Origin of the sequence: Leisingera sp. S232 (assembly GCF_049800895.1) — a bacterium.
Taxonomy (GTDB): Bacteria; Pseudomonadota; Alphaproteobacteria; order Rhodobacterales; family Rhodobacteraceae; genus Leisingera.
In genome coordinates, this window is sequence record NZ_JBNAFX010000012.1 from 48,779 (window position 1) to 66,284 (window position 17,506).

The window sequence follows — 17,506 nt, forward strand, 5'->3', positions numbered from 1 at the left end:
TTTGAATCAGCGTTTTCCGCTTTTGCAAAGCATCCTTTTCACAGCATATTAACTTTTTCGTAGATCGCCCGCTGCGGCAGCGTGGTTTTCCCTGTTCTGCTGAAAAATGACCCCGCGTTAATCAGGGCAGGTGTGGCGGCACTGCGACAGGCAAGCATTGATCGCAGGCGAATGCTGGCAGCCCCTGCGTCATACTGTCATGCATGGCTGCAGTCCCACGTTGAGCACGGCCCAAAAGGCCGCCAGCCATAGGAGAGCTGCCATGAAACGCGCGGAACAGGTGACCTTCGGCGGCGGCATGCTGGAGCGCGCCGCGCATCTGCGAAGCGACAGCGCAGCTTTGGAAACAGCCTGGAACACGCCCGGCGCCCAGGTGCTGCTCATGTGGCGGGGCAAACCGCTGACGCGGCAGGAAACGGAGACGGATCTGCCCTGCGGCCTTGCCTGGAGCAAACCGGCCCATCCGCTGGCCGCAGCCTGCAAACCGGATGCGCTGTTTCTTGGACTGACCTCGGACGGCACCCCCTGCTTTGCCTGCGATATCAGCGGCTGGCAGCCTGATGATGTCGACAGTGAGGCTCTCAACAGCTTTGCCGACGCCAGCGAACAACAGCACCCGGACCTGCCGTCGGGCCATGTCTTTGTTGAACTGCGCCGGGTGATGACCCGCCTGTCGCCGCTGGAGGCAGAGCTGGCCGCCACCGCAAAGGCATTGCTGGCCTGGCATCGCAGCCACCGGTATTGCGCCTGCTGCGGCGCCGCCAGCGACATGGCGCAAGCGGGCTGGCAAAGGGTCTGCCCGGCCTGCAAAGCGCCGCATTTTCCGCGGACAGACCCGGTCGTGATCATGCTGATCACCCATGGTGACAGCGTTCTGATGGGCCGCTCGCCCGGCTGGCCGGAAGGGATGTACTCTTTGTTGGCCGGCTTCGTGGAACCGGGAGAGACGCTGGAGGCCGCGGTGCGCCGCGAAGTGCTGGAGGAAACCGGAGTGCAGGTTGGTCCAGTGCGGTACCTGTCGAGTCAACCTTGGGCCTTTCCGATGTCGCTGATGTTTGGCTGTGCAGGTGAGGCCCTGAGCCGTGAGATCACCATCGACCCCGAAGAGATCGAGGATGCGCTGTGGATCGGCCGTCAGGAGATGATGACAGTGTTCGCCGGCGAACATCCGGTTCTGAAACCCGCGCGCAAAGGGGCAATTGCACAGTTTTTGATCAAGAACTGGCTTGCGGACACGCTGGACTAAAGCGCATATTTGGCGGAAACAGCGCGGCTCCCAAGCGGCATATGAGGCAACGCAAATGGAATTTCACAGCAAAGAAGACATCGAGGCTCCGATCGATCATGTCTTTGCGGCCATCTCGGACTTCGAGCAGCTGGAGCGCTCTGCCCTGCGGCGCGGGATAGAGCTGCAGCGCACCGGCGACCTCGCCCAGCCGGAGAACGGCCTGGTTTGGGATCTGACCTTCAATTTTCGCGGCAAGTCGCGCGACATCAAACTGACGATGGCATCATTCACGCCGCCGTCAGGCCTTGTGCTGAATGGCAGCGGCAGTGGCATTGACGGCCGGACAGAGGTTGAGCTGCTGGCCTTGTCGCCACACCGGACCCGTATGTCTGTTCGGCTGGCACTGTCTCCGACCACGCTGACCGGGCGTTTGATGGTGCAATCGCTGAAACTGGCGCGCAGCAATCTCAACCGTCGTTTCAAGCTGCGGCTGGCAGAATACGCCCGCATCACGGAAGAGCGTTTGAACCGAACCGCCTGACAACACCGCCTCCTATCAGCCCTCCGGCATCTACTGCGGCCTGAGCGCAGGCCAGGTGCGGGCAAGGGTGCCCAGTTGGCCGAACTTTCACACTCCCGTCTGTTGCCGGGTCGGCGCGACGGGGCGCCACAGCAGGGATTCGCCGGTTTCCGGCAGATTGCCGAACCCGCGCCGCCACTGGCAGCTAGTGCAGGTGCAGAAAAACGATTGACGACTCGGCAGGCGAACCGCTACCGCTGGTGCCGATGGTTCCCGTGCCACAGAATCTTGTGTCCGGGATCAAAAGGGAACACGGTGCGGCCCGCATTTCAGCAGGCCAAGTCCGAGACTGCCCCCGCAACTGTAAGCGGCGAGCGACCCCGATAGAGCCACTGGCCCGCAAGAGGCCGGGAAGGATCGGGAAAGCGACGACCCGCAAGTCAGGAGACCTGCCATCGGAACTGAAACTCGAACCCGGGCGGGGTGTCCGGGCAGGGTCTGATGGCACCGGCGGCAAACCGTTTTTCATCCGAACTCCTGCTTTCAAGACCCCCGTACCACGCGCGGAGGGCGCAAATATGATGTGGACGGACAAGACGCATTTCTATGCGGCAACGGATTGCAAACACCTGGGGCGCCCCTGCCCCGCGGCAGAGCGGATGATCGCCAAACTGGCCGAAGCAATGACCAAGGCCAAGCCGATGACCCATGAGGATTTCGAAATCACTGGCACTTCTGCCCTGGACGGCTGCCCGCGCAGTTGCCCGGCCCAATTTGTGGCCAGCCATGACCGGATCCGGCTGTTCTGCGGTGTCGGAGAGGAGGCCCCACGTGAAGGCCTGGACCGCTTTGCCGACGCGATCCTCAGCCGTGACGGCACCGGATTTGCCGCGTCAAAACTGGACGCCCGCCCTTGCGCGCTGATGGAGGCGCTGCCGAAAACGGCAGAGGCGCGGCAGGCAGAGCAGATGCTGGCGCTTTAAACCAGCGGATTGGGCACGAAACGGCAAGCCGCAGCGGGCTGCCGACCTATTGCGGGCGCTGCCCTGTCGGGCGGCCGGCATTGGCCCATTCCAGCTGCGCCTGTGTTTCCACCGCACAGGGGCGCACGCTGCGCAGCCGTTCCAGCGCCTGTGCGGGATCTTCGCCGCTTTCGATCATCAGCCGCAGCACAGCCATGCCGGAGCGGCCACAGCCGCCCTGGCAATGCACCAGCACCCGGCCGCCGCCCTCCAGCGCCATCCGCGCCGAAGCGCTGGCCTTGGGCCATATGGCCGCCACCTGCGGGGATGGCACGTCGAAATCCGGCACTGGCAGGTGAATCCATCGGCTGGCCATGCTTTGGATATCGCAGCCCAGCCGATGGCTGCCTGCCGCCGCGTGTTCCTCAGCCGTGGTCATGGAGATCACCAGTCCGGGCTTCCAGGCGTTGATCCGGCCCATGTCGCCGGCATAATCGCCGCCCTTGCCCGGCAAGGGGCACAGGGCCAAAAGCCCGCCCGCGACGGGCACTTCATGGATCGAGATATTCACTGGTACAGGCATTTCCTGCACCGCAGTCCCAGAGGATTTGTCAGATCGCATGCCGCCTCCTTGCGTTGCGTTCCAATTCCCACGCCCGCCCAGGGTCTTGCCAATTGATTCTAACGGCAAAAAGTCAAAAAACAATTCCTTTTCCTGCCTGCCCGCCGCCTGCCCTTCTGCAGTGGACGAACGGGCCGCGCTTCAATACCCTGCGCGGAACGCAGGGCGCGCGCCCGCACACCGAATCCGGCACGAGACATCATGAACGACATCCCCAGCGGCACCACCGGCGACACCGGCCAATCCCAATATCAGGTTCTGGCCCGCAAATACCGGCCAGAAACCTTTGCCGATCTGGTGGGTCAGGACGCCATGGTGCGCACCCTGAAGAACGCTTTTGCGGCTGACCGGATCGCCCAGGCCTTTATCATGACCGGCATCCGCGGCACCGGTAAGACCACCACCGCGCGGATCATCGCCAAGGGGATGAACTGCGTCGGTGAGGACGGCCAGGGCGGCCCCACCACCGATCCCTGCGGCACATGCGAACATTGCACCGCCATCATGGAAGGCCGCCATGTCGATGTGATGGAAATGGACGCGGCTAGCCGCACCGGTGTCAACGACATCCGCGAGATCATTGACAGCGTGCAGTACCGCGCCGCGTCGGCCCGCTACAAGATCTACATCATCGACGAAGTTCACATGCTGTCGACCTCTGCGTTCAACGCCCTGTTGAAGACGCTGGAGGAACCGCCGGCGCATGTGAAATTCATCTTTGCCACCACCGAAATCCGTAAGGTACCGGTGACCGTTCTGTCGCGGTGTCAGCGGTTCGACCTGCGCCGGATCGAGCCGGAAGTGATGATTGCGCTGCTGCGCAAGATCGCCGGTGCCGAAGGTGCTGAAATTGCCGAGGATGCGCTGGCGCTGATCACCCGCGCCGCCGAAGGCTCTGCGCGCGATGCAACCTCGCTGCTGGATCAGGCGATTTCCCATGGCGCCGGTGAGACCACCGCCGATCAGGTCCGCGCCATGCTGGGGCTTGCCGACCGTGGCCGGGTGCTGGACCTGATGGACATGATCCTGCGCGGCGATGCGGCCGCAGCTTTGACGGAACTCAGCGGCCAATACGCCGAGGGCGCCGACCCGCTGGCGGTGCTGCGCGATCTGGCAGAGATCACCCATTGGGTCTCAGTCGTGAAGATCACGCCGGACGCGGCTGAGGACCCCACCGTCAGCCCGGATGAGCGCGCTCGTGGCAAGGCGATGGCCGATGCGCTGGCAATGCGCGTCCTGACCCGCATGTGGCAGATGCTGCTGAAGGCGCTGGAGGAAGTGGCCGCGGCCCCGAACGCGATGATGGCGGCAGAGATGGCAGTGATCCGCCTGACCCATGTGGCCGATCTGCCCAGCCCCGAGGAATTGATCCGCAAGCTGCAGGACACGCCGCCCCCGCCGCCCGCCGCCCCGGGCGGTCCCGGCGGTGGTGCGCAGATGCAGGGCATGGGCGCCCAGACGCTTGGCAGCGCGGCACCCGGCGGCGGAGGTGGCGGCGGCGGCCCTGCGGGCGGCGCCCCGGTTGCCCATGGCGGCGGCGGCACGGTGACGGCGCTGGCACCACAGGCCAGTTCTGCCCTCGCCCGTTACCCAAGTTTCGAACATGTGGTCGAACTGATCCGCACCAACCGCGACGTGAAACTGCTGGTGGAGGTGGAAACCGGTGTGCGGCTGGTCGCCTACCAGCCGGGACGGATCGAGTTCACGCCCTCGGCCCAGGCGCCGCGCGATCTGGCCGCCCGGCTTGGTTCCGCACTGCAGAACTGGACCGGCGCCCGATGGGTGGTCTCCATCGCGCCGGATGGCGAGGCAGCCACCATTGCCGAGATCCGCGATGCGGCTGAGAACGCCCTGCGGCAAGAAGCCACTGCGCATCCGCTGGTGCAGGCGGTGCTGGAAAGCTTTCCCAAGGCCAAGATCACCCGCATCCGCACGCCCGAGGAACTGGCTGCCGAAGTCGCAGCTGAGGCGCTGCCAGAGGTGGAGGACGAATGGGATCCGTTCGAGGACGGGTAACCGCCGGCCTGACCGCCCTGTTGCTCACCCTGCCGGCAGCTGCCTTTGCCACCACCTGCTTTGATACAGGAGAAGCACGTGAAAGCGCGTGGGATGTGTTTTTGCGGCTCTCGTCCAAACCTGTTGCACTGGCGCTCTTCGCCCTTGCCGGATTCGCGCTCTACTCTAGAAAGCGCGGCCTGTTCGCAATCGCCGGCCTTCTTTGGGCCGCTCTTGCATGCGTCATAGCCGTGGATAACCATGAAGTTTTCTTCGATGATAAGAAGGCCATGGGCATAATCCAGGACTGCACGGCCTCCCCCCACTTGTTCATCGCGCTTGCAATTGCGATATGTGCGGGGATGATTTACGGCGCGCTGCGCCTCCGCACTTAGGAGAATACAGATGCTCAAAGGCCTCGGCGGTCTTGGCGACATGGCCAAGATGATGAAATCGGCACAGGAACTGCAGACCAAGATGGCGCAGATGCAGGAAGAGCTGCACAACGTCATGGTAACCGGCGAGGCCGGCGCGGGTCTGGTCAAAGCCACCGCCTCTGCCAAGGGCGACCTGAAAGGCCTGGATATCGATCCCTCGATCTTCAATGGCGACGACAAGGAAGTGGTCGAGGACCTGATCCTGGCCGCCATCAAGGACGCGCAGGCCAAGGCAGCCGAGAAAGCACAGGATGAGATGGCCAAGCTGACTGAGAGCATGGGCCTGCCCAAGGACATCAAACTGCCGTTCTGAACGGTGTTTGCAGAACCGGAAAGGGCGGCCTTGGTGCCGCCTTTTCTTTGCCCGCCAATCGCTGCCGGCCGCACGTTGTCTCCAGTCGGTCTGTCAGGGCGCGCCGCCCAGCAGGCGGCCTTGGCCGCAATGAAATTGCACGTCCCCGCCGCTGCATTCCACAGGCCCTGCAGCTGCGGTATCCGCTCTGCCATGCGCAAGTCAGACAAATGGGCGGGCGATCTGATCCGGCGCAGCCTGTATCAGCCGGACACAGCGCAGCCCCTGGGGCGACCCCGAATAGCGCCAAGACAAACCCTGAACATTTTGTCGGCCCACCCTTGCGTTCCCCGGCCCCGATCGGCCTATATGGCTGGCAAGCAAAAGGCCGCGGAATGATCAAGAACTCCACCAGCGACATCGAAGACCTGATTGCCCTGATGGCCAAGTTGCCGGGACTGGGGCCGCGCTCGGCCCGGCGCGCCGTGTTGCATCTGATCCGCAAGCGGGCGCTGCTGCTGACGCCGCTGGCCGACGTGATGAGCGAGGTCGCGGCGACAGCGCGCGAATGCCTCAACTGCGGCAATGTCGGCACCAGCGAAATCTGCCCTCTTTGCACGGACGAGAGGCGTGCCAACGGCGAGCTGTGCGTGGTCGAAGATGTGGCCGATCTCTGGGCAATGGAGCGCGCTGGCGTGTTCAAAGGCCGTTATCACGTGCTTGGCGGCACACTCTCGGCGCTGGATGCAGTCGGGCCGGAGGATCTGCGCATTCCGCGGCTGGTGGACCGGGTCGCCACCGAAGAGATCAGCGAAGTGATCCTGGCGCTGAATGCCACCATCGATGGCCAGACCACGGCGCATTACATCGCCGACCAGCTGCAGGGGCAGGCGAAACTGACCTCTCTGGCACAGGGGGTGCCGATCGGTGGCGAGCTGGACTATCTCGACGATGGCACCATTTCCGCCGCGATGCAGGCGCGCAAAGAGATCTGACGCGGCAGCCAACAGTTCCTATGACTGAGCCTTCATTCTAACGAAAAAAGCCGCAAATCCGAAGCATCGGATCTGCGGCTTTTATGGATTTCGTTTACCGGGCAAGTCGGCGACACGACGACAGAGGCATCCGGATCAGAAGCGGCTGTCCTCTTCGTCGTCTTCGTCATCGCCGCCCGCAGGCAAGTTGAAGAAGCTGTCGGCGTCAAGAACGTCCTCTTCCTTCTTCTCTTCATGGTCACTGAGACCGCCGCCCAGCGTGAAGGTCTCGAGACCTTCAATGGCCGACGGGATCTTCGGTTCCGCGTCCATCTCCAGCGACTGCTCGGTGGAAACCAGCTTGCGGCGCTCATCATCGCTCATCACGCCGCCTTCAGCTGCTTTCTTGGCTGCCGCCTTCTGCACAACGGAATCCAGCTCGGACTGTCTGCACAGGCCCAGCGCCACCGGGTCGATCGGCTGCATGTTGGCAATGTTCCAGTGGGTGCGCTCGCGGATCGACTGGATGGTCGGCTTGGTGGTGCCCACCAGCTTGGCAATCTGAGCGTCGGACAGTTCCGGGTGGAATTTGACCAGCCACAGGATCGAGTTGGGACGGTCCTGGCGCTTGGACAGCGGGGTATAGCGCGGGCCGCGGCGCTTTTCCTCGCCGGCAGCGGCCGGGTTGAACTTGAGCTTCAGCTTGTGCAGCGGGTTTGCCTGCGCCTTGTCGATCTCGTCCTGGGTCAGCTGGTTGTTGGCCATCGGGTCGAACCCTTTGACGCCAACCGCGACTTCACCGTCGGCAATGCCCTGGATCTCCAGCTCGTGCATGCCCACGAAATCGGCGATCTGCTTGAAGCTGATTGTGGTATTGTCCACCAGCCACACGGCGGTTGCCTTGGCCATCAACGGTTTTGCCATGTGTCATCTCCTTAAAACACTTGCCCCCGGATACATCTCTCCCGCCGCCTGAAAGGGCGTCCCCGGCTGGCGGGGCAGGTTTCCGTTGTCGGGGAACTTCTGCCCTATATAGTCGGCATTATTGCATAAGGAAAGAGGCCAATGCGCAAGTTGTTCACAGGTGTTTTTGCAGCCGCCCTTGCCGTGCTGCCGACTGTTGCCGCAGCAGACGGCGAACCTGCGGGCGACTTCGATTATTACGTGCTGGCGCTCAGCTGGTCGCCGAACTGGTGTGAACAGGAAGGCGACGCACGCGGATCCGATCAATGCCACCCGCGCCATGACCACGGCTGGACGCTGCACGGTCTGTGGCCCCAGTTCCACCGCGGATGGCCCAGCTATTGCCGCACCGTTGAAGCCCCGCCCAGCCGCACGATGAGCCGGAACATGGCAGATATCATGGGCAGCCCCGGCCTGGCCTGGCATCAGTGGAAGAAACACGGCACCTGTTCCGGTCTCAGCGCACGCGCCTATTATGCGCTGATGCGTGAGGCCTACGGTCGCGTGGTGCGCCCCGCCGCCTTCCGGAGGCTGGAACAGCCCGTCACCCTGCCCGCCTCACTGATTGAGGAAGCTTTCCTGAAAGAAAACCCAGAGCTGTCCCGCGACACGCTGACCATTACCTGCCGCGGCGGCGCCATCCAGGAGGCCCGCATCTGCCTGTCCAGGGATCTGAAGCCGGTGCCCTGCGGGCGGGACGTGATCAAGGACTGCACATTGACCAACGCCCGTTTCGCCCCTCTACGCTGAACAAAATAGGGGGGCGCCCCTCTTGACCTGCCAGCCATCTCTCCGGGGTTTTGCCGCCTGATGAAGACAAGGCCGAGACTTCATCTTTCCAGAAATACTCAATCCTCCGGGGCAGCACGCGCCAGCAAGTGCGGGGGCCGGATCAGCCGCGCCCTTCTCACTCGGCAGTAAAGGGCCTGTGAATCGGACTTTATCGCAGTTTGCGCTAGATTACCTTCAGGTGCCGCCCCCGGCCTTGCCTGAACGGCACTACCGTTTTGGTCGGCAAGAAGGAGGAAGCGCATGGCAAAAACAATCGGTAACCCGCTCAGCTGGCTTCTGCAGGGTGCAGAGACCACGTCCCATCATGTCAGCCAGTCTGTCGAAGAGATGCGCAGCACCGGTGCTGCGGCGATGCCCGAGGCGCGCAGGCTCAGTATGGATGACATCATCCATTCCCTGGCGGCAGGGCTGGAGGATTTTGCGGCCTGCCGCTCGGACGCGATGTTCCTGGTCCTGTTCTATCCGGTGATCGGCATCGCCCTTATTGTGATGAGCCTGTCGATGAACCTTCTGCCACTCATCGTGCCGATGATCATGGGGTTCGCGATCCTCGGGCCGGTGGCTGCGGTCGGGCTGTATGAAATGTCCTCGCGGCGCGAGACCGGTATGGAAACCCGCTGGATGGATGCTTTTGCGGTGATCCGCTCACCCTCCTTTGGCGCCATCCTTGTGCTGGGGCTCTATCTGGCGGCTCTCTTCATCCTCTGGCTGGTGGCAGCCGAAATGATCTACAGCCGCACGCTTGGACCGGAGCCGCCAGCATCCATCCTCGGTTTTGCCGCTGACGTGCTGACCACCCGCGAAGGTTGGATCATGTCGATCGGCGGCGGCATCGTGGGCGCAGTCTTTGCCTTTGCCGCGCTGGCGATGAGCCTGGTGTCATTCCCACTGCTGATGGACCGCCATGTCGGCCTGCCGGTGGCAGTTGCAACTTCGATCAAGGTTCTGCGCAAGAACCCGGCTGTCTGCCTGACATGGGGCGCGATTGTCGGCGTGTCGCTGATCGTTGGCGCCATTCCGTTCCTGGCCGGGTTGATCATTGTCGTGCCGGTGCTGGGGCATGCCACCTGGCATCTGTACCGCCGCGCAGTAGACTGACCGCTTGCTGTTCATGACAAGGGCCGGCGCATCCGCCGGCCCTTTGCCGTCCACCCCTGAGGCTCAGCCCACTTTCAGGACGATCTTGCCGATGTGGCCGGAGCTTTCCATCCGGGCGTGGGCCGCGGCTGCATCCTCCAGTGCAAACGTGCTGTCCATCACCGGCGCCACCTTGCCTGCGTCGATCAGCGGCCAGACCGCCTCGCGCAGGTCCTGTGCGATCTGCGCCTTGGCCAGGTCGCTTTGCGGCCGCAGAGTGGAGCCGGTCAGCGTCAGCCGCTTGACCATCATCAAGGCAAAGTTCAGCTCCACCTTGGGGCCTTGCAGAAAGGCGATCTGCACCAGACGGCCATCCTCGGCCATTGCCTTGACGTTGCGCGGGATGTAGTCGCCGCCGACCATGTCCAGCACCAGATCCGCACCGCCTTCCGCACGCAGCACCTTGACGAAATCCTCGTCCCGGTAATTGATTGCCCGTTCGGCCCCCAGGTCCAGGCAGGCCTGGCATTTCTCATCCGACCCTGCGGTGGCAAACACCCGCGCCCCAAACGCCCTGGCCAGCTGGATTGCCGTGGTGCCGATGCCGGATGAGCCGCCATGCACCAGGAACCGCTCGCCAGCCTTCAGCCCGCCGCGGGTGAAGACATTGGACCAGACAGTAAAGAAGGTTTCAGGCAGACAGGCCGCCTGTTTCAGGTCCAGCCCGGCAGGAACCGGCAGGCAATGGGCCGCCGGAGTGGCCACATATTCCGCATAGCCGCCACCGGGCAGCAGCGCGCAAACCTGATCACCTGCTGCAATGCCGCTGACACCTGCGCCCACGGCCACAACTTCGCCTGAGGCCTCCAGCCCCGGCAGGTCACTGGCCCCTTTGGGCGGGTCATAGGCACCGGCACGCTGCAGCGCATCGGGACGGTTCACACCGGCATAGGCCACCTTGATCACCACCTCGCCATGGCCCGGCTGCGGCACCGGTCGCTGGCAAAGCTGCAGAACCTCCGGCCCGCCGGGTTTGGTGATCTCCACCGCGCGCATCATCTCTGTCATCGGAATATGTCCTCCTGATCCTTGGCTCCTGCCTAGCATCCGGCCAGATCAGCGCAAACAGCAAAGGCGCCGCAGTCTGGCGCCTTTGCGAAATCTCCGACGGCATAGGGGAAAGCGAGCAGCGTTTCAGATAACGGCGAGAACATCCGCCGAGGAAGAAATGCAAAGACCGTGAATGCAAAGACGGAACGACTCTTCGCCTGTAAACCCAACATCTGTGGGTTGCTTGCCGTTTGACCACATGGTGCGGAACTTGTCGATGGACACCCATTTTACGTGATCATAGCTGACTGTCGGTTCCCCCAGCAGCTCAGCCCCTCGGTCAACCCGCACCATGATGTTCATCATCTGCAGGTCTTCGTGGTCTGGCCGGTCGGTTCCATGAAACTCCGGATGGTTGGCCGTGCCTATCTGGTTGCCTGCAAGACGGGCCGTAAAGGAAAAATCGCCACGTTCGATCGCATCCGCAAGCCCAAGCTTGCCCGCCAGAAGGCTCTCAACGGCGTAAATGATTTCACTGTGACCGTTTGCGGATTTGCTGGAGGCCGCCTGCCCCCGGTAAATCGTGGTACTGCCGCTGCTGCCCTCCTCGGCTCCGGCGGCGATTATCTTCTCTGCCAGAACAGCCGGGATTCGCTGGGTGGGCACGCTGATGACATTCGGATGGGTCTCATTGATGTCCTCGTTGCGAACGCAAATCAACACGTCATCGCTGGCCGCAATCCCGTCGCCTAAATCCTGTTTCGACTTCACGATTGTCAAAGCCAGCACAAATGGCGAGTCACTTTTCAGATCTTTCATTGCCGCTCCTCTTGTTTAGACACCAAGGTTTCAGACCGACCACCGGCCGGCTTTGCCAGGGACAGAAACCCAGACAGATCCTGCCTGCTGAAAAGCCGTTTCACGACCAGACAGCAGAAGATTATTCGCCACTTTTGGTTGATTTAATATTGGCACAAGACCCCATAGCGGGCAAGTCCTGCGTCTGCGCAGGCCTGGGCCGGATGGTCATGCCACCGGCCTTGCCAATTGGTTCAATCCGGACCCTCCCTGTTTTCGGAGGATCGGATTACCGTTTCGGGTTCAGGATGCCCGGCAGACCGCCGGATGGTTTAGGTGGTTTGATCTGCTCTGCCAGCCAGTTCGGCCCCGCCAGCAGAGGCTTCAGAAGCGGGTTCTTTTGCAGGCCTGCCTTGAGCTTTTCAAAGTCCATGACGTTATCAATACGCCGGTCCAGGAAGTCCCAGGTTGCCTGATGATCCAGGCTGTCGTCGCCCAGCCAGTACAGCACGGTTGACGAATAGACGCCTGCCAGAGATGCCCGTTTGGTGTACCAGTTGAAATCATCCGCGCCGTCGCCCAGCGCCTCCCAGATCAGATCGCAGGTGCCCCAGATCGCCTTGACCCCGTCGCCCGCGTATTGCGGCAGAGTGAGCAGCGTGGTGCCGCGGCGCACCGCCTCTTTGTCGTCGACCGCTTCCAGCCGGAACCGTACCGCGGCCGCCACCTTGTCGCGGAATCTGAGGCCGGTCAGGTCTGCGCTCTTCAGCCGTTCAAGCATCAGCGAATCGCCGCGCGCGTGATAGGACAGCGCCAGATCAACACCGCCGCGTGGACAGATGGCATGGGCCAGTACCTCCGACACATCCGCATCCTGACAGGCCGCGCGGAATGTGACCTCTGACCAGCCATCAAAAGGCACATGCATCAAGGCCGCATCCAGCAGTTTTTCCTTGATATCGTCCTGTGCGTGGTCCTGATCTTTGCTCATTGCACCCTCCCGCCGGCAGCGTTCTGATAGGTTCCGACACCCTACTAGACAAATTTGCAGCGCTTTGCTATATGGCCACTTCCTGCAAATCCTTGCAACTCAACTTAGAAAGGTGGTGAAAACCACATGCAGGTTAGTGTTCGCGACAACAACGTCGATCAGGCGCTTCGTGCCCTGAAGAAAAAGCTGCAGCGTGAAGGCGTCTTCCGCGAAATGAAGCTCAAGCAACATTTCGAAAAGCCGTCCGAGAAAAAAGCGCGCGAGAAAGCTGAAGCGATCCGCCGTGCCCGTAAACTGGCACGTAAGAAAGCACAGCGCGAAGGTTTGCTGTAAGCACGCCTTGCTCTCCAGCTTTGGACAGCACTAGGGCGGGTCTCAGGATCAGCCCGAACTGAAGATCAGACGACCCCCGCGGCTCTGCCCGGGGGTTTGTCATTTGGGGCACGTCGTTTTGGCGGGCCTGCAGCGCAGCCGCCACTTCCATGCCTCAGATGCACGCTTAATAATATCAAATTGATCTCAAACACATCTTTAGGGTGTATTTCTTTTCCAAGCCATGCTATACCTAAAGCCACGGCAGGGCTGTTAAGTTGCGTTTCCCTAACAATTGCCCCGCCGGCCGGGCCTGGAACTCCCGGTTTTCTGGATCCCTTGGGCAGGCGGCGCTTCCCCCCCCCTTTAACCGGCGCTGGTCTTGGTCCCTGTAAACAAGGCTCGCCTCCCCTCCCACGGGGGTCCAATTTACCGGACGCTGCCATCCCCCCGGCAGCGTCCGGATCGCTTCCGCCCTCGCAGTCTCTTTCCCGCAGTCAACTTCTGCCTGGCCGAATCCGCTGGCGGCCTTCCGGCAGGGTACAGGACGGCGGACAATTGCCGCTGTCCATCCGCGCCGCCGCAAACCGGCAAAACGCGCGAGAAGTCGCGTAGCCCATGCCGCCGAACGGGCAGAGCTTTGCCGCAAAACTGCCAAAATAGTTACCTACCCTTCACGCAAACTTAATTTCCTTTAACCGGGTGGCGCACCGCCGGGAAACCGGCTCACTCATGGAGCAGTTTACGATGTCACAGGCAAGCGATCTCGAGCGGCAGATGCTCGAGCTGATCAACGCTGAGCGCACTTCACGCGGGCTTAACCCGGTTCAGCTGGAGCTGCGGCTCAACGATTCCGCTGAGGACCACAGCGAATGGATGCTGCAAGCGGATGAGTTTTCCCACACCGGCGCAGGCGGCTCCAGTGCCGGTGATCGGATGGAGGACGCAGGGTTTGTTTTCTCCGGCAGCTGGACCTGGGCGGAAAACATCGCCTGGCAAAGCGAGCGCGGCGCCCCTGGCCTGGCCGATGATGTGATCGATCTGCACAATTCTCTGATGAACAGCCCAGGGCACCGTGCCAACATCCTGAATGCCAATGTCGAAGTAATTGGTATTGGCATCGAGCAGGGCAATTTCAAAGGCTGGGATGCGGTGATGGTCACCCAGAATTTCGCCAAGACCAGCGCCCAGCTGCAGCTGGACAATGGCTCTGGTGGCGGCTCCGGTGGCAGCACCGGACAGGCCACCATGGGCAACGATGCCATCACCCTCACCAGCTCCGGCAACCTCGATGGGCTGGCTGGTAACGACACACTGACTGGAAGCAGCGGCAGTGACCGCCTGGACGGCAATGACGGCCGTGACAAGCTGAAAGGCATGGGCGGCCACGACGATCTGAACGGAGGCAGCCAGGCAGATACCCTGCAAGGCGGCGGCGGCGATGATGACCTGAACGGTGGCAGCGGCAATGACAAACTGCGCGGTCAGTCCGGCTCTGACGACATAGACGGAGGCAGCGGCAACGACAAACTTTGGGGCGGCACTGGCCGCGACACTCTCGACGGCGGCTCCGGCAACGACAAACTGACCGGCAAGGGCGGCGGTGATATCTTTATCTTCAGTTCTGGCGACGACACCGTCACCGACTTCAATCCCAGTGCCAGCGGTGAACGGATTGACCTCAGCAACGCGGATGGCATCACCAGCTACGGCGACCTGATGAACAATCATACTCGGCAAACCTCAAATGGCCTGCTGATCACGGACATTGACGGTGACGGCATGTTGCTGGCAGGCATCACAGAGCAAGACCTCAGCTCTGGTGATTTCCTATTCTGACCATCCTGCCGAACCAAAACAGCAGGGGCGCGCCACGGTGTGCCCCTTTCTTACGTCCAGTATCTGAGCTCAGTAAATCTTTGGCACATACAGTTCATCCGGCAGCACCTGGCGCTCGTAATCCGGATTGTACTTGCGGTCCGGCAGCTCCACTTTTTCAACCGGCACTTCTTCATAGGGGATCTTGGTCAACAGGTGCTCGATGCAGTTCAGCCGTTCGCGTTTTTTGTCGTTGCCCTCGACAACATACCAGGGGGCCTCGGGAATATTGGTGCGTTCCAGCATTTCCTCCTTGGCCTTGGTGTATTGCTCCCAGCGGATTCGGCTCTCCAGATCCATGGGCGACAGCTTCCACTGTTTCATTGGATCATGAATGCGCATCATGAACCGCAGCTGCTGCTCTTCGTCGGTGATCGAGAACCAGTATTTCAGCAGAATGATTCCGGACCGTGCCAGCATTCGCTCAAATTCGGGTACGTCCTGAAAGAACTGTTCCACCTGCTCCTCGGTGGCAAAGCCCATCACCTGTTCGACCCCCGCCCGATTGTACCAGGAACGGTCAAACAGCACGATTTCGCCGCCAGCAGGCAGATGCGGCACATAGCGCTGGAAATACCATTGGCTTTGTTCGCGGCGGTTCGGCGCTGGCAGTGCCACCACCCGGGCCACCCGCGGGTCCAGCCGCTGGGTGATCCGCTTGATCACCCCGCCCTTGCCCGCTGCATCGCGGCCCTCAAACAGGATACAGACCTTGGCGCCGGTCTGTTGCACCCAATCCTGCACTTTGATCAGCTCGGCCTGCAGCCGCAAAAGATTGCGGAAGTAAACCTGCCGATCCAGCATCTCCGGGTGCTGCTCACGGTAGATCTTTCGGATCTCCTGGCTCAGCATCGGCTCGGAGAACTCGATTTCAATGTCCTCGTCCAGCGTGTCCTGCAGCTCCGCTTCCAGCCAAGCGAGGGAGGCGGTTTCAAATTCGCGGGTCACGGGCGGGTTCCTTCCTTGTCTGGTGATGCAAAGTCAGCCTGCTAGCGGCGCTATGAGACGGGCTGAGCCCCCTTGCAGCCTCCCCCAAGGCAATCGGAATTCCCCGGCAGGTTCAAGCGCAAAAGCCCAAAAGCCCCTTCACAACAGGCTGGAAATCCTCGAAATGGGCGGATTATGTGCCGGTCATGAGCATTTTTCTGACACCCCTGCCGCAACCCTGGCCCTGGCTGATCCTGATGACGGCGCTTGCCTTGGGCTGGGCCGGACAGCGTCACCTGGCCTTTGCCCTGCTTGCGGTCTTTGGCGCTGCGGCTTTGGCACTTGGCCATCTGGAGCCGCTGGCGCTGACGGCACTGGCCGCGGGGCTGCTGTGTGCCGCCTTTGTGGCCCGCATCCGCGGTCCTGCCAAACTGATCAGCCATCTGGCGCTGGCCTTGTGGGCGCTGGCGCTTGGCGCACATCTGCTGCCGGGGGTGCACAACCTGCTGATCCTCGATCAGGTCCAGGCCGGTCCTGCCAGCGCCCCCTATTCACTGCATTTGAACCTCGACAAGCCGCTGGTGTTTTTTGTCCTGCTGCTCGCCCGGCCTGCGCTGTTGCAGCCCAATGATCCTGCTGGGCGTTCGGCCTGGCTGTCTGGCTTGCTGCTCCTCGCCGCGCTGCTGCCGGCCGCCCTGCTGACTGGCGCGCTGCACCTGGAGCGGTCGCTGCCGGAGTGGACCCTCCTATGGATGGCCTCAAACCTGCTGTTCACCTGCCTGGCAGAAGAAGCCTTCTTCCGCGGTTATCTGCAGCAGGGCCTGACCCGATCCTTCGGGCCTGCGGTCGGCATTGCCACTGCCAGCCTGCTGTTCGGCCTCGCCCACATCGGCGCCGGCCCTGCGGTGGCAGCATTTGCAACGCTTCTGGGGCTGGCCTGCGGGCTGGGATATTGGGGATCAGGCCGGTTCTGCGCGCCGGTGCTGATGCACTTTGCCTTCAACTTTGCACATCTTTTGCTGTTCACCTATCCCGGCCCGGCCTGAATTAGCGCTGTTCCGGTGCACAGGAAGAGGGCAGCCATACCGCCACCTGAAGCCCTGCTTCAGACTGGCCTCAGACTGGCAGCGCCGTGGTTTTGAACACCGTGCGCAAGGCAAAACTCGACTGCATCTGCGCCACCCCCGGCAGACGTGCCAGATACTGGCGATGGATGCGGGCGAAATCCTCAGTGTTTTCTGCCACCACTTTGAGGATGTAATCCGCAGTGCCGGCCATCAGGTGACACTCCAGCACATCCGGGATACGCGACACTGCCTTTTCGAACGCATCCAGCACTTCATCCGCCTGCCCCGACAGGGTAATCTCCACAAATACGGTGGTCGGCACGTTCATCTTTCGTGCATCCAGCAGTGCAACATAGTCGCGGATGTACCCTTCTGCCTCCAGCCGCTGCACCCGCCGGTGGCAGGCCGAGGCAGACAGGTGCACCCGGTCCGACAGATCGGCGTTGGAAACACGGCCCTGCTTTTGAAGCACCGACAGAATGCGACGATCTGTTTCGTCTAACGACATTTTGCGAAGATCCTTGCTGTATTCCGGCAGTATACGTGAAGATTCTTCGAAAGGCATGTTTTTATTCCGCTCAAAAAAGCAGCACCTTTTGTCGCAGCTCCCCCAAGCTGGAT

19 protein-coding genes and 1 riboswitch are annotated in these 17,506 nt (G+C 61.8%); of the genes, 12 read left to right on the forward strand and 7 right to left on the reverse strand.

The features are described 5' to 3' along the window. Nucleotides 1-262 precede the first annotated feature (262 nt). The 3 genes from nudC (at nt 263) to ACP151_RS09830 (ending at nt 2,731) form a co-directional block, all read left to right on the forward strand. The gene (nudC, locus tag ACP151_RS09820; protein WP_424978714.1) at nt 263-1,246 is read left to right on the forward strand and encodes an NAD(+) diphosphatase; all 984 of its coding nucleotides are present in this window, start codon (nt 263-265) and stop codon (nt 1,244-1,246) included. 55 nt (nt 1,247-1,301) lie between these two features. After that, the gene (locus ACP151_RS09825; protein WP_424978715.1) at nt 1,302-1,769 is read left to right on the forward strand and encodes an SRPBCC family protein; all 468 of its coding nucleotides are present in this window, start codon (nt 1,302-1,304) and stop codon (nt 1,767-1,769) included. Nucleotides 1,770-1,998: 229 nt separating this feature from the next. After that, nucleotides 1,999-2,219: riboswitch (cobalamin riboswitch) on the forward strand. A 107-nt stretch (nt 2,220-2,326) separates the two neighbouring features. Further along, nucleotides 2,327-2,731 carry a hypothetical protein gene (locus ACP151_RS09830; protein WP_424978716.1) on the forward strand — a complete coding sequence of 135 codons (405 nt, stop codon included), beginning with the start codon at nt 2,327-2,329 and terminating at the stop codon, nt 2,729-2,731. Between the two features lie 46 nt (nt 2,732-2,777). Here the strand turns inward: ACP151_RS09830 and ACP151_RS09835 are convergent, their stop codons facing one another. Continuing rightward, the gene (locus ACP151_RS09835; RefSeq protein WP_424978717.1) at nt 2,778-3,332 is read right to left on the reverse strand and encodes a protein-tyrosine phosphatase family protein; all 555 of its coding nucleotides are present in this window, start codon (nt 3,330-3,332) and stop codon (nt 2,778-2,780) included. 201 nt (nt 3,333-3,533) lie between these two features. On the opposite strand from ACP151_RS09835, the gene ACP151_RS09840 reads away from it, so the two are divergent. From ACP151_RS09840 to recR, 4 genes are all read left to right on the forward strand, one after another. Further along, nucleotides 3,534-5,348, forward strand: a complete 1,815-nt coding sequence (locus ACP151_RS09840; protein WP_424978718.1) for a DNA polymerase III subunit gamma/tau — start codon at nt 3,534-3,536, stop codon at nt 5,346-5,348. After that, nucleotides 5,324-5,722, forward strand: a complete 399-nt coding sequence (locus tag ACP151_RS09845; RefSeq protein WP_424978719.1) for a hypothetical protein — start codon at nt 5,324-5,326, stop codon at nt 5,720-5,722. The genes ACP151_RS09840 and ACP151_RS09845 overlap by 25 nt, the downstream gene beginning before the upstream one ends. 10 nt (nt 5,723-5,732) lie before the next feature. Further along, nucleotides 5,733-6,077 (forward strand): YbaB/EbfC family nucleoid-associated protein, encoded by a 345-nt coding sequence (locus ACP151_RS09850; RefSeq protein WP_424978720.1) that lies wholly within the window; start codon nt 5,733-5,735, stop codon nt 6,075-6,077. Between the two features lie 374 nt (nt 6,078-6,451). Then, nucleotides 6,452-7,051 carry a recombination mediator RecR gene (gene recR / locus ACP151_RS09855; protein WP_424978721.1) on the forward strand — a complete coding sequence of 200 codons (600 nt, stop codon included), beginning with the start codon at nt 6,452-6,454 and terminating at the stop codon, nt 7,049-7,051. A 135-nt stretch (nt 7,052-7,186) separates the two neighbouring features. On the opposite strand, the gene ACP151_RS09860 is transcribed toward recR, so the two are convergent. Continuing rightward, complete coding sequence (locus ACP151_RS09860; protein WP_424978722.1) at nt 7,187-7,954, reverse strand: DUF1013 domain-containing protein; 768 nt, start codon at nt 7,952-7,954, stop codon at nt 7,187-7,189. Between the two features lie 141 nt (nt 7,955-8,095). Between ACP151_RS09860 and ACP151_RS09865 the strand changes: the two genes are divergently transcribed. Next, on the forward strand, nt 8,096-8,743 hold the full coding sequence (locus tag ACP151_RS09865; protein ID WP_424978723.1) for a ribonuclease T2 family protein: 648 nt from the start codon (nt 8,096-8,098) through the stop codon (nt 8,741-8,743). A gap of 282 nt (nt 8,744-9,025) precedes the next feature. Beyond that, a complete protein-coding gene (locus tag ACP151_RS09870) occupies nt 9,026-9,883 on the forward strand; it encodes a DUF2189 domain-containing protein (RefSeq protein ID WP_424978724.1) in 858 nt (285 codons plus the stop codon). A 63-nt stretch (nt 9,884-9,946) separates the two neighbouring features. Here ACP151_RS09870 and ACP151_RS09875 read toward each other — a convergent pair whose 3' ends face one another. The 3 genes from ACP151_RS09875 to ACP151_RS09885 form a co-directional block, all read right to left on the reverse strand. Next, nucleotides 9,947-10,930: an NAD(P)H-quinone oxidoreductase gene (locus tag ACP151_RS09875; RefSeq protein ID WP_424978725.1), complete on the reverse strand. Its 984-nt coding sequence runs from the start codon at nt 10,928-10,930 to the stop codon at nt 9,947-9,949. Nucleotides 10,931-11,056: 126 nt separating this feature from the next. Beyond that, nucleotides 11,057-11,731: a hypothetical protein gene (locus ACP151_RS09880; protein ID WP_424978726.1), complete on the reverse strand. Its 675-nt coding sequence runs from the start codon at nt 11,729-11,731 to the stop codon at nt 11,057-11,059. Between the two features lie 268 nt (nt 11,732-11,999). Then, nucleotides 12,000-12,701, reverse strand: coding sequence for a COQ9 family protein (locus tag ACP151_RS09885; protein ID WP_424978727.1), 702 nt, complete (start codon nt 12,699-12,701; stop codon nt 12,000-12,002). A 126-nt stretch (nt 12,702-12,827) separates the two neighbouring features. Here ACP151_RS09885 and rpsU point away from each other — a divergent pair, with 126 nt between their 5' ends. After that, nucleotides 12,828-13,034, forward strand: coding sequence for a 30S ribosomal protein S21 (rpsU, locus tag ACP151_RS09890; RefSeq protein WP_005614280.1), 207 nt, complete (start codon nt 12,828-12,830; stop codon nt 13,032-13,034). A gap of 726 nt (nt 13,035-13,760) precedes the next feature. Further along, nucleotides 13,761-14,852 (forward strand): CAP domain-containing protein, encoded by a 1,092-nt coding sequence (locus ACP151_RS09895; protein WP_424978728.1) that lies wholly within the window; start codon nt 13,761-13,763, stop codon nt 14,850-14,852. 69 nt (nt 14,853-14,921) lie between these two features. Here ACP151_RS09895 and ppk2 read toward each other — a convergent pair whose 3' ends face one another. Next, a complete protein-coding gene (ppk2, locus tag ACP151_RS09900; protein WP_424978729.1) occupies nt 14,922-15,839 on the reverse strand; it encodes a polyphosphate kinase 2 in 918 nt (305 codons plus the stop codon). Nucleotides 15,840-16,024: 185 nt separating this feature from the next. Here ppk2 and ACP151_RS09905 point away from each other — a divergent pair, with 185 nt between their 5' ends. Next, nucleotides 16,025-16,864 carry a lysostaphin resistance A-like protein gene (locus ACP151_RS09905; RefSeq protein ID WP_424978731.1) on the forward strand — a complete coding sequence of 280 codons (840 nt, stop codon included), beginning with the start codon at nt 16,025-16,027 and terminating at the stop codon, nt 16,862-16,864. Nucleotides 16,865-16,934: 70 nt separating this feature from the next. Here the strand turns inward: ACP151_RS09905 and ACP151_RS09910 are convergent, their stop codons facing one another. Continuing rightward, entirely contained in the window at nt 16,935-17,393 is a 459-nt protein-coding gene (locus ACP151_RS09910; RefSeq protein ID WP_424978732.1) for an Lrp/AsnC family transcriptional regulator, read from the reverse strand. Nucleotides 17,394-17,506 lie beyond the last annotated feature (113 nt).